General features: G+C 51.6%; 12 protein-coding genes. All 12 read right to left on the reverse strand.

Going from position 1 to position 12,420, the window contains the following annotated elements; genetic code table 11:
- Positions 1-628, reverse strand: a 628-nt coding sequence (locus tag PGL01S_RS23140; RefSeq protein WP_164775568.1) for a DUF92 domain-containing protein, incomplete at its 3' end; no start/stop codon positions are given.
- Positions 629-807: 179 nt separating this feature from the next.
- Entirely contained in the window at positions 808-1,548 is a 741-nt protein-coding gene (locus PGL01S_RS23145; protein ID WP_127496905.1) for a glycerophosphodiester phosphodiesterase, read from the reverse strand.
- A 27-nt stretch (positions 1,549-1,575) separates the two neighbouring features.
- The gene (locus PGL01S_RS23150) at positions 1,576-2,928 is read right to left on the reverse strand and encodes a CapA family protein (protein ID WP_127496906.1); all 1,353 of its coding nucleotides are present in this window, start codon (positions 2,926-2,928) and stop codon (positions 1,576-1,578) included.
- Positions 2,929-2,995: 67 nt separating this feature from the next.
- Positions 2,996-4,444, reverse strand: coding sequence for a protoporphyrinogen oxidase (gene hemG, locus PGL01S_RS23155; protein WP_244935718.1), 1,449 nt, complete (start codon positions 4,442-4,444; stop codon positions 2,996-2,998).
- 16 nt (positions 4,445-4,460) lie between these two features.
- Positions 4,461-5,408 carry a ferrochelatase gene (hemH, locus tag PGL01S_RS23160; protein ID WP_127496907.1) on the reverse strand — a complete coding sequence of 316 codons (948 nt, stop codon included), beginning with the start codon at positions 5,406-5,408 and terminating at the stop codon, positions 4,461-4,463.
- Entirely contained in the window at positions 5,401-6,471 is a 1,071-nt protein-coding gene (gene hemE / locus PGL01S_RS23165) for a uroporphyrinogen decarboxylase (RefSeq protein WP_127496908.1), read from the reverse strand. The genes hemH and hemE overlap by 8 nt, the downstream gene beginning before the upstream one ends.
- A 215-nt stretch (positions 6,472-6,686) precedes the next feature.
- Entirely contained in the window at positions 6,687-7,286 is a 600-nt protein-coding gene (locus PGL01S_RS23170) for a GspMb/PilO family protein (protein ID WP_127496909.1), read from the reverse strand.
- Positions 7,279-8,781 (reverse strand): pilus assembly protein PilM, encoded by a 1,503-nt coding sequence (gene pilM / locus PGL01S_RS23175; protein ID WP_127496910.1) that lies wholly within the window; start codon positions 8,779-8,781, stop codon positions 7,279-7,281. The genes PGL01S_RS23170 and pilM overlap by 8 nt, the downstream gene beginning before the upstream one ends.
- A 16-nt stretch (positions 8,782-8,797) precedes the next feature.
- On the reverse strand, positions 8,798-9,553 hold the full coding sequence (locus tag PGL01S_RS23180) for a prepilin peptidase (RefSeq protein WP_127496911.1): 756 nt from the start codon (positions 9,551-9,553) through the stop codon (positions 8,798-8,800).
- 78 nt (positions 9,554-9,631) lie between these two features.
- Positions 9,632-10,075 (reverse strand): prepilin-type N-terminal cleavage/methylation domain-containing protein, encoded by a 444-nt coding sequence (locus PGL01S_RS23185; RefSeq protein WP_127496912.1) that lies wholly within the window; start codon positions 10,073-10,075, stop codon positions 9,632-9,634.
- 66 nt (positions 10,076-10,141) lie between these two features.
- A complete protein-coding gene (locus tag PGL01S_RS23190; RefSeq protein WP_127496913.1) occupies positions 10,142-11,350 on the reverse strand; it encodes a type II secretion system F family protein in 1,209 nt (402 codons plus the stop codon).
- Positions 11,350-12,393 (reverse strand): type IV pilus twitching motility protein PilT, encoded by a 1,044-nt coding sequence (locus PGL01S_RS23195; RefSeq protein ID WP_444980857.1) that lies wholly within the window; start codon positions 12,391-12,393, stop codon positions 11,350-11,352. The genes PGL01S_RS23190 and PGL01S_RS23195 overlap by 1 nt, the downstream gene beginning before the upstream one ends.
- Positions 12,394-12,420: the final 27 nt, after the last annotated feature.

The following is a 12,420-nucleotide window of genomic DNA, read 5'->3' on the forward strand; positions in this document are numbered from 1 at the left end:
CGATGACTACCGCCGCCGCGCCGCCTGGGGCGCTGCCCGCAGCGGCGTCAGCCTGCTGCGGGAGCGCCAGCAGCGCAGTCGCGACGCCACCGATGAAGGCGGCGCCAGCCAGCGCTGCAAGCGTGCCGAGCGGCGTAACCGCGCCGCTCGTGCCCGGCTTTACCCGCTTGCCGGTCGTGATCGACCGCGGCGCGGTACGGCTTAGGGCCCCGATTTCCGTGGCCCAAGTATCCGCGTTTACGGCGGCCATCACGCCGATATAAGCGAACAGCCAGGCCGTATCCGGCCAGAGCGCATTGCCCGCGCACAAGAGCAGACCGATGCCGCCATTGGCCCAGACCTGTCCGGCGTCTCGCCTGCCGGTCTTCTCGTAATTCGCTTCCGCGGCGGCTTTGGCCCGGTGGCGTTTCTTCCACTTCGACCATATGGTCGAAGATACAAAGAACGCAATAAGGCAACCGAACCAGACCGGCTCGCCTAACGTAACAAAGCCCGTTCCCATGATCATAGCCGACCACGCTCCCGAGCCTGATAATGAGCGTGTTCGATAAGCTGCACCGGCAATCAAACCGCTCCCGACAAGACCCGCAAGCAGCCTCAGCCACCACTCGTCTACCCATCCAACCATATTCCTCGCTCCTTAGCGGCAGCCTTTCCATTCATCATGCTGCCTGTTTCCACGCTGTAAGGCTGATTTCAGCCTTATAAATCTCCGTAACTCTCTACAAAAAAAGCTTATCCAGCGAGTTTAAACTAAACCCCTGTCAGACTGGTTTCAGCCCAACAGGGGTCCGCTGCTTGCTTATATTACACCCCAACCTGCTGCATTGCATTTTTCCAGCGGTCGGGATAATTCGTGCAGATCATCAGCTCCGGATCAAGCGCAATCAGCTTGCGGATGGAGCGTTCGTCATTAGGCGTCCAGGCCATCACTTGGATTCCCGCCTGCTTCAGCAATTCCAGACGGGAGGCGTTCAACCGGCCATGCTCGATCGACAGAAACTGGGCGCCAAGCTGCTGCAGCTCAACAGGCAGCGAATTGCGCCAGCCGTCCAGGATAAGCCCGGTTCGGATGCTGCCGCCCGTCAGCTTATGCGTATTAAACAACGTTCCGGCGTGGAACGACGTAATAACTACCTCGTCTTCCATCCCGTAATCCTTAATAAGCTGAACCACATAATCTTCAAGCTTCGGATAACGGATCCCATCCGTCTTCAGCTCGATGTTCAGACGGATACGCCCGCGGGCCTTATCGAGCACCTGACTTAGCGCAGGCACGCCTTCTCCCTTGTACAGCGGAGAGAACCAGCTTCCTGCATCCAAAGCCTGCAGCTCGGCCGCCGTCAGGCTTTTCACGTCGCCGCGTCCGTTGGTTGTCCGCTTCAGCTTGTAATCATGGATAACGACAGGTATATTGTCTTTCGATAGCTGCACATCAAGCTCGATCCACTCGATATCCGGCTCATCAATTGCTAATTGAATGGCTGCTAGCGTATTCTCCGGAGCGCGTCCGGACCAGCCCCGATGCGCTACGCATGCATTTCTCATTAGGCGCTGACCATCCTTTCGCTTACCTTATTTCGCTGCAATCGTGCCGTCGCCGCGCACCTTCACGCCAAACGACAACGCCGTCAAATGATCCAGCAGCGTCTTCGCTTTGTCACCGTCAACCGGCTTCGGCTGGGCAAGATTGTTGTTCATCGGATCAAACTTCAGGTCGCAGTCACCCGATTTGGTGCAAACCGCGTTCAGTACGCCCGTATCTGCCGTAGCCCCTTTTGGATACGCGCTAAAAATAAAATTGCCCAAGCTGTAGGCAATCCACTTGCCTTTATACTGCTCGAACCCCTGCAGCACATGCGGATGGCTGCCAACAACAAGATCCGCGCCTGAATCAATATATTCCCGCGCAAAATCCCGCTGGTATTGCTCAGGCGTTTCCGCCTTTTCAATCCCCCAATGAACCATCACAACGACGAGATCAGCCTTTTCTTTCGCTTTCTTGATCGCCGCTTTGGTTCTTGTTGTATCATAGGTCTCGGCTACGCCCGCGCGGTTCTTGTCTGCTTTCCAATCGCCTGTCGGCACAACCTTGCTGACGCCGATATAGGCAACCTTAATGCCGTTTGCTTCCTTGATGACCGGGGCAAAAGCCTCCGTATCGTTCTTGCCGGCGCCCACATGATTAATGCCGGCCTTGTTCAAATGAGTCATCGTGTCCATCAAGCCCTCAACGCCTTGATCCAGCGTATGGTTGTTCGCTAACGTCACGATATCGATACCCGAATCCCTCAGTGCCGGCAGCGCGCCCGCATCGCCTTTAAAAACAAATTGCTTGTCTTCGGCAGGTATTCCGCGGTTTGTAACCGGATATTCGAGGTTCGCCGCCGTCAGATCCGGCTCGCTTAGATGAAATAAGGCTTCCTTATACGGATAGTCGTCACCGTATTGCTTCATCATATCGCCGACGCTTTCCGCCAGCAGAATATCTCCTACAAATGCAAGGCTAACCGTATCGCCAGACGCTCCGCCGCTTGATGAGCTGCCCCCTGACGGTGTCGTGCTTGGGTCACTTTGTCCGCTTGAATTGTCTTCTTTGGTTCCGCCATTATCCGCACCGCTAGCATTTCCGTTGTCGGCTGTGGACGTTTCAATTGGTGCTGCACTTGCCTCAGGGCTTGCTTCAGCGGAAGAATTGCCGCCTGCGGAAGAGTTAGTCGGGTCTGGGGAATGACCAGCAGCTGCTGATTCTTCCGTCTGTGGCTTGTTATTCTTATGGAATAAGCCACCGTCCTCGGCAGAGGCCCAAACCGCGATTAGAACGACAATCAGGCCAACAATCATCAAATTCACGGTTAACAGAAGGCGAAATCTTTTTTTGCGTCTTCGTTTTTCATGCTGATGCGCTTCAGAACGGGATGAATACATGGATCGGCTCCTTCCAGCCAGAATATCCCTTCTATTATAGCAAGGTTAGTTCTAGATTGCGAAGGTTTCATAGATTCGCTAGAATTTCGAGAGCCGCTTCTTTCCCCGATCTGATGCAGTCGGGCAATCCTACTCCGCCAAAGGCTGCGCCTGTAACATATACGCCTGGAAGCTCTGCTGCCAGACGTTTGCGGAGAGCTGCCGTATTCTCCAGATGCCCTACAGGATATTGCGGCATCGATCGCGGCATTCGTGTAATTTCCGTAAAGATCGGCACGGCATCGATACCTAGCACCTTCTGAATATCTTCAAGCACGGCTTGTTTCAGCTCGTCATCCGGCAGCCTAGCCACTTCTTCATCGCCTGCTCGGCCGACATAGCAGCGGAGCAGCACTTTATCGTCGGGACTGGTATGCAGCCATTTGTTCGACGTCCAGGTACAGGCCGTAATGCGGAGTCCCTCCGAACGCGGCACGAGGAAGCCCGATCCGTCAAAGGCTCTGTCAAACGTCGATTTCTCGAACGCCATAACCACATTCGCGACGGATACATAGCTGATGGCCCGTAGCTCATCAACGTCCACCAGCGGCTCTAGCAGCTCTGCCGCACGGAATGCCGGTACGGTAATTAGCACATCATCGGCAGGCACTACCTCGCCCGACTCTAAAACAACCTCGTAATTAGAAGCTGCATCCTCTCCGTTAAGAGGTTTAATGGCCACAACCGCATCACCCAAACGCCGTTCTACGCTTTGCAGAGCTTTATCAAGGGCATGCACCATCGTTGACAAACCATCTTTAAAACTCAAGAAAACACTGTTTTTTAATTCATCCGGCAAATAATCCGGCGCTTGATGCGGAGCTTTGTTCTTTTGCTGCATCTGCGTTCCGCGAATCAGGCTGCCATACTGGCGTTCTGCCTCGGCAAACTGCGGGAATGTCGCCTGAATGCTTAGCTTGCTGAGATCCCCCGCATAGATGCCCGCCAGAAGCGGCTCTGAAATATGCTTTACAATCTCGGATCCAATTCTGCGGGATAGAAAATCGCCAAGCGACTCATCTCCGTCCGGTGCCTCTGACGGCATCTCCAAATCCTCAAGCGAACGGGCTTTGCCTTCCTCCGACAACAAAGTCGTCTGCATAAACGTATCGAGATTCGTCGGAATGCCAAGCACCATGCCCTTCGGCATCGCATGAAGCTTGCCGTTCCGCATAATATAAGCGGTTTTGCCGTTTTCGTTTTGCGCCGTCAGCTCGTTCTCGATGCCAAGCTCCTTCGCCAGTTCAATAATCGGCAGCTTGCGCGACAGGAAAGAATCCGGCCCCTTCTCGATGACGAACCCGTCACGCTGCAGCGTATTAATTTTCCCGCCAAGAACAGGCGCGCCGTCCACAATGGTCAGCTTCACCTGTTTGCCTTGCCGCTCCGCTTCCCGCTGCAAATAAAAAGCGGAGCTCAGTCCGCTGATCCCCCCGCCGATTACGACAATTCGATCAACCATTCCGATTCTCCGCATGTTCTTCATCCTTTCGCTATTCCAAAGAACCGGCGTTAATTACCGATTCTGCCAACGTGTCCATATATAAAGGGTCTTTATTCAACATGGTAATCCGTTCAAGCGTAATACCCAGCTCGGCTGCAGCCTGTTTTGCTTCAAGATCGAGATCGTACAGGACCTCCAGATGATCGGATACGAATCCGACCGGAGCAACCAAGACGGCTTTAATCCCTTCATCCGCAAGAACCTTCAGCGTATCCAGAATGTCCGGCCCAAGCCAAGGCTCTCTTGTTCGGCCCGCGCTTTGCCAAGTGAACTGCCAATCCTGCGCATCCACGTTCGCAAGTTTTGCAACCTCATCCGAGGTAGCAAGCAGCTGATGCTCGTACGGATCGCCCATCTCGCGGATTTTTTCAGGAAGGCTATGCGCGCTGAACAATACTTTCACCGGCGCTGCATTGCCGGACGATTTCGCCAGACGCTCCAAACCGTCCGTTACGCGCTCGCTAAGCGCTTGAAGCAGCTTCGGGTGAAGATGGTATTCTTTGACGAACGACATCTTAATGCCAAGCTCGGCTGCTTTTTCCTGCGCGCGTTTGTTATACGAACCAACGCTCATGATCGAATAATGCGGCGCAAGTACAATCCCTACCGCTTCCTTAATACCGTCGCGGGCCATTTGCTCCACGCCGTCTTCGATATAAGGAACGGCATGCTTCAATCCCTGGTAGCAAACATAACGGCCCGGCGCGAGCTGCTCCAGCTTATCCTGCAGGCCTGCCACTTGTCCGTTTGTATTCTCGCGCAATGGGAATACGCCGCCAACGATTGCTTCATAGCGGTCGGTCAACTCTTTCAACTGCTCCGGCGTTGGCGCGTGGCCTCGGCGGATATGGGTGTAATAAGCTTCAACGTCATCCAGGCTTTGCGGCGTGCCATAGGACATCACCAGAACGCCAATCTTGTTATTCGTCTCAGACATGGCTCGTTTCCTTCCCCTCTCGCGCTGCAATAGCTTTCTCCGAATAGGAGTGAATGAATGCCGTTAACTCTGTCAACTTCTCAAGCGAAGCTTCCGGGAACAGACCATGGCCCAGATTAAACACAAAGCCCGGCTGCTGAATTCCTTGGTCGATAATCTCTGCCGCATACTGTTCGATAACGCTCATAGGCGCTGTCAGAATAACCGGATCGAGATTGCCCTGCACCGCGTATTTGCCGTCCAGACGGCGGCGGCCTTCCGGAATCGATACGCGCCAATCCAGGCCGATAACATCGGCTTTCAGATTGCGCAGCTCCGGCAGAAGCTCTCCCGAGCTGACGCCCGGGAAGTAGATTTTCGGCTGCGGAAGATCCGACAGCTCAGCGAAAATCCGCTCGATCGTTGGCAGAACAAATTTGCTGAAATCGGCAGGTGTAAGAGCTCCAACCCAGCTGTCGAACAACTGGAATGCCTTGCCGCCATTTGCCATGTGGGCCCGAAGATAAGCGATAACCATATCGCCAAGCTTGTCCATAAGGCTGAACCAAACTTTCGGCTCGCTATACATAAGCGCTTTTGTCCGCAGATAGTTTTTCGAAGGTTTGCCTTCGATCAAATAGCTTGCGATGGTAAACGGAGCGCCAGCGAACGTAATTAGCGGCACTTCCAGCTCTTTGTCCAATATGCGGATTGTCTCGAGCACATGGCCCAGATCGCCCTCTACGTCAATTGGCGTTAACCGCTCCACGTCTGCTGCCGTGCGAATCGGATTGTGAATAACCGGTCCTATGTTGGCAACGATGTCGAAATCAATCCCGATCGAAGCGACCGGGTTCATAATATCCGAATATAAAATAGCCGCATCAACGCCCAGCTTGCGTACCGGCATCATCGTAACTTCCGCCGCAAGCTCTGGCTGCTTGCAAATTTCAAGTAGAGAATATTTCTCTTTAATCTTACGGTATTCAGGATCATATCGTCCTGCCTGACGCATGTACCAGACCGGTACAGTGTCTACAAGTTCCTTCCGGCATGCCCGAATGAAACGGTCGTTATAGCTCATGTTGCCGTTCCTCTTTTCTATAATTTTTCACTAATTTCCATTATGCCCGTTTTCGTTACCCCTAACAACCATTCTCGCCTTGCTTCCTATGACAATAGTATGACAATCAACCTTTCCCTGCATGAAGAACCGATGAATATTAACCGTCAAAAAAAGAAGACAGCAGTAAGGCTTTCCCTATCGTTCAGGGCACCTCGACTGCTGTGTGATTTCTCTTATTCGGCCGTCGCCGGCAAGATTGGATCCTTCAATAACGACTTGTAGGACGGATCGAAATACGCGGTAAAAGACAGCTCCGTCGTATTCATTCCGCTGTCGGTCTGCTGCAGGGTAAAGTCGTTGATAACGATAAGGCGCTTTTGCTGCTGCAGCTGAGCCATCCAGCTTTTCACCTGCGCGTATGTGCCAAGCAAAGACACATGCACGTTAACTTCCTTCACGGTTGGGTATAACGGATCGGCGCTGCCGGATAAGGCGTTAAGCTTATTTTCGTCCGGAAGGTCAACGGTTGCGCTGTTTATTTTCGCTCCGGTCTGCACACTTAAGCTTTTGAGCGTAACAACAAGCTGCTCCGAATTATCCCATAGAGGAAGCGCGGCTTGTATATCCTGCTCCGCAAGGCCGCTCCCCTCCTCTTGTTTGGTCACGCTGGCTTGAAGAGCATTTAATTGCAGCTGGGATTGTTCCGCTAGCTTCTTCTGGTCCGACAGCTTGCTGCTTGAAGGCTGAAGCAAGACGACGTATAAAAGAAGCAGGACAAGGAAGAGCACCATTATGACGATGAGGCCAAGCGAACGGTTTTTCGAATTATCCATGATTGTCCGAGCCTCCTGCGTCAGCCTTTTTATTGTCTGAAGTAGACGCTGTTTTCCAAGCAATCTCGTAGCTTGCCACCCACTGGCCGTTATTATCGGCAAAAGACTGCAGATGAACGTTTCCGGCAAACGGCATGGCCCGAAGACTCGTCAAGTAAGTGGACAACGCGGTTAAATCCGTGCTTTTGAAAGTAAGGGAAAGCGTTCCGGGCTTGTTGTATTCAATCGTAGTTAGCCGGGAGCCATAAGGCAGCCGATTCGTCAGCCCGTCCAGAACGGCAACGGCATCCTGTCTGTTATCATTAATAAACTTCACGACAGCCAGCGGATCCGCATCCGCTTGCGCCTCCGTTTTTTGCGTCGACATCTGCTGCTGGAGCAAGGCCGTTTTATCTTTGATCACCTGCACGGTATGCTCGTAATCCGAGATTTGAAGCCTGTTGTTTGTATTTAAAGCGAGTATGGCGCCAAGGCAAAGCAGCCATAGAATGCCTGCAGCCAGCAGCTTGGCCGGAATGGGCTTGGTCTTTCTGGCTTTCTCCGGCATTAGATTAATGCCGGGGGTCGTTTTCTCGCGAATCGCAAGACCAAACGGAATCATGTATTCATCAAGCTTCCTGCGAACCCGCTTGCGAAGCGGCGATTCCAGCTCGACGGTCTCGACTCGCATATCTGGCTGCGCCTGCTGCAGCTCGGCTGCCAGTTGCGTACGTCCGGCCAGCTCACCTGCGATAATCGCCTGATTAATCCGCGCGTTGCCTTCATGAATACTGTATTGATAGAAGCTGAGAAGCCTGGAGATCTCGGCATTAATGCTGGAGATCAGCTCCGGGGTAAACGTTCCGTCAATGGAGCCGCTGTAATCATATTCATTAATGACCCGCATAAAGACCGGATGCCCCTCATGGAACATGTACACTTCCACATTCGCTTTATCCAGATGAATGAGCATCGTATTCTCAAGCGAATCAATATATCTTGCTTGAATCGCTCTCGCAAAAGCCGTTGAGGCCAGCTCGGCGTATTTGACCTTCAGTCCCGTGCTTTCGAGCAGCTCAATGCATTGCTTGAGCCATCTTTGCGGGGAGGCGTATACGAGCACATGGGTTGACTGCTGTTCCGATCCGGCAGCTATATAATCATAGACCGGATCTTCAAACGGAAGATGAAGCGCCGTTTCGACTTCGAGATTAATGAGCTGGTCCAGCTCTTTTGCGTTAACGGTCCCGATCTGAAGCTTCCGGATAATGATTTGCGAAGTCGGAATGGATAACGTAATCGAAGTACCGTTAAGCCTTTCTTTCTTCACCCAATCCTTCAGACTCGTGCGAAGCTCCTCCATGTTCGTGAATTGATCCTCAAGAATGACTCCATCGGCAAAAGGCAGGAAGCCGGTCTTCTCGATTTCCCAGCCCTTTTTCCTCTTCCTTACTCTCGCGTAGCGTACTCCGCCATGATCGATCGTTAGACCAACACGCTTGCTGCTGTCGAGCATTCTTTCTCACATCCCACTACATTAGAATTGAACGGTATAAATCAATCATTGCATCGCCGTAAGCAAAGGCCAGCAAAGCGCCAAGCAGTAAAAACGGTCCAAACGGAATAGGCTGCTTCCTCTTCACTACCTTGAACAGCATTAATAATCCGCCTACCGCACTGCCGAAGAAACAAGCCAAAATAAAGGCGGGTATCAAATTCGGCAGCCCAAGGATCCAGCCCAGCAGGAAAAGCAGCTTGACATCGCCAAGTCCCATGCCGCCTCTTGTAAGAATAACAACTGCAAGCAGAACCCCGCCGCCGGCAAATGCTCCTCCAAGATGAAGCCAGATGGAGCCTGCCGAAAACAGACATCCAAGCACAATAAATAGTGGAGCAAAGAAGAGCAAAATGCGATTGGGCAAAAGCATATATTTCAAATCGGAGACGGTAAGGATCACCGACATGCTGACCAGGAGCAGTCCAATTACCGTATTCCAGCTGTTTCCGAAGGTAAGATAGATCCATACAAACAAAAGGCCGGTGGCCAACTCCCCAAGCGGGTATACAGGAGAAATCCGTTTGCCGCACTGGCGGCAGCGTCCACGGGACAAGAGATAGCTCGCGACGGGCATCAAATCTCGCGGCTTAAGGCGCATCCCGCATTTCGGACATTGCGATGGCGGCGATACAACCGAAAGCTTGATCGGAATTCTTAGCCCAACAACGTTAAAAAAGGAGCCTACTATTAAACCTAAAAAGAATAAGTAGATAACGAGAAATAGGGTCATAGGCGGGTCCGCTTTCTAGGGAATTACAGGTTAGAACGGGGTTGAACCGATTCTAACCTGTCTATAATATGGATTTATTTAGTTTTTTCCTGCTAATACTTTATCTGCATCAATTGTCTTAGTAGTATTTGTTCCAGTCGTTAATGAAACAGTATCTAGAGTTCCATCGTGTTTAAAGGTTACTGTGCCACCAGTTAATGGTGCTTTTGAACTTGGCAGAACTGTATCGTTAGCTAGATAGCCTGCACTCTTCAGTTCACTAATTGAAACTGATACAACAGGAGCACTAGCAGCAGATTCAAAAACGCCATCTTCTTCACCAGTAATATATAGCCTCGCTGCATCGTACACTTGACGTGCTGTCGCAACATCCGCATCTTGCTTCGTATTATCAATAATCTTACCAATCAAAGGAACCGCAATTACCGCAATCACTGCAAGAATAACGATAACAGCCAAAAGCTCGATCAGAGTAAAGCCTTTTTCTTCTTTTTTCAGACGTTTCATCATTTTTTTCAACATGTAGGTTTCCTCCTAAATTTGAATTTTTGTCTCTTCTATGTTGTCTTGCTTGTAAACCCCAAGGTATTAATGGACACTGGAATACAAGGTGAACATCGGTAAAATAATCGCCATGACGATCAGCCCGACTACCCCCGCTAGGAAAACGATCAAGAGCGGTTCGATCAGAGATTTCAGACGGTCAACCGTATTGTCGACGTCCATCTCGTAAAAGTCCGCGATCTTGGCCAACATCTGGTCAAGCGAGCCGGTCTCTTCCCCAACCGCAATCATCTGCGTTACCAGCGGAGGGAATACCCATGCTTTCTTAAACGGCTCCGACAAGGAATTACCTTGACGCAGCGACTCTCCCGATTTCCGTATGTATCCGCCGATCACTTTATTGCCTACCACCTCCTCCACAATGGTCAGAGATTGGAGCACCGGCACGGAGCTTGCATATAACGAGGAGAGTGTCCTCGACATTTGGGCGATTGCGCCTTTTTGAGCCAGCTTTCCGAAGATCGGTACCTTCAGCATGGCGTAATCCAGCACATACCGGCCCCGTTCCGTACGTTTGTATAGCTGATAGGCCACAATAAGGACAACAAACGAAATGACCCAGTAATACCATTGATGGGACATGCTTTTACTGAGTGCCAACACAATCTTCGTAATGGCAGGCAGCTCGGTATCAAACGATTCAAACATCGTGACGAACTGCGGCACAACGCCTTGCAGTAAATAAATAACGGAAGCGATGGACATCAGACCAACAACCGCCGGATAGGTCATCGCGGATTTAATTTTTTCTTTGGTCGTATGAGCCTTCTCGAAGAACAGTGCCAACCGGTCAAGGGTGCCTTCCAAATCCCCCGTCTCTTCCCCGGCACGGATCATGCTGACAAATAACGGCGGGAAAATCCGCTTATGTTCTTGAACGGCTTGCGAGAAAGGAATACCTCTTAGAAGGGCTGAGCTTACGTCGGCTAACGCTTTCTTGAGCGGTTTGCTTTCCGTCTGGGCAGCAAGGATATTTGTTGCTTCTACGATCGTTACCCCAGCCCGGATTAGCGTTGAGAATTGACGGCAGAAAATAATAAAATGAATGCTTTTTACCGGATTGCCAATGTAAATATCGGTTGATAGTACACTTTTGCGTATCTCTTCTACGGACAAAACCGTCAACCCGCGCTTACGCAGCTCCTCTACCGCCGACGACTTGTCCATGGAGTTCAGCTTGCCCTGCAGCTGCTTGCCCCCGGTTGTCTTCACATGATAAGCAAATTGCGGCATTAGAGACCTCCTTCCGCCATATACGACTTAGCCGCGGATGGATGAATGACGCCGGAATGAAGCAGCTCCTTCACGGACATTTCCAGCGTGTGCATGCCTTGGGCACGGCTTGTCTGCATAACGCTTTTAATCTGGTGCACCTTATCCGTCCGGATCAGGTTGGAGACGGCAGGCGTATTAACCAGAATCTCCGTTGTACATGCTCTGCCTGCTCCTCCCCGCTTCGGAAGCAGCCTCTGCGACACGACGGTAACAAGCACGGAAGCTAGCTGTGTACGAATCTGTCCTTGCTGATGAGCCGGGAACGCGTCAATGATCCGGTCAATCGTCTGCGGTGCATCGGATGTATGCAAGGTTGCCAGCACTAGATGCCCGGTCTCTGCTGCCGTAATAGCAGCCGAAATCGTCTCGAGATCACGCATCTCGCCAACGAGAATGACATCGGGATCTTGCCGTAGAGCGGCGCGAAGACCGCTTGAAAAGCTGCCTGTATCTTGGCCAACTTCTCTTTGATCAATAATCGAAGAATGACTTGTATGTATGAATTCAATAGGATCCTCAAGAGTTACGATATGTCTCGCTTGCGTCCGGTTAATATGATCGATTAAAGCGGCAAGCGTCGAGGATTTTCCGCTTCCCGTTGGTCCCGTCACCAGGACGAGCCCTTGATGCTTCTCAGCTAATGAGGCAAGAGCCGGCGGCAGCTGGAGCTGTTCCAAGGTAGGAATTTGCGTCGAAATCGTTCTGGCAGCAAGGCTGATGAAGCCTCTTTGCTTGTATACATTGATCCGGAAACGGCAGTAACCCGGCAATGTGAGGGAAAAATCAACCTCCCCCGTCGCGCGTAGTTTATCCGCCTGCTCGCTTAACAGCAGACTTAATGCCATTGTCTCTGCTGCTTGTGCCGTAATGGCAGTGTCACCAATCTTCTGGAGTTCTCCGTTAATCCGGAATACGGGAACATTGCCAACCGACAAATGCAAGTCCGACGCCCGGAGCTCATAGGCCTGCTTAAGCCAATTCATAATAACTTCGTTAAACACGGCTGTCCTCCTAAAAGAATGACCACA

Source organism: Paenibacillus glycanilyticus NBRC 16618 (assembly GCF_004000805.1).
GTDB lineage: Bacteria > Bacillota > Bacilli > Paenibacillales > Paenibacillaceae > Pristimantibacillus > Pristimantibacillus glycanilyticus.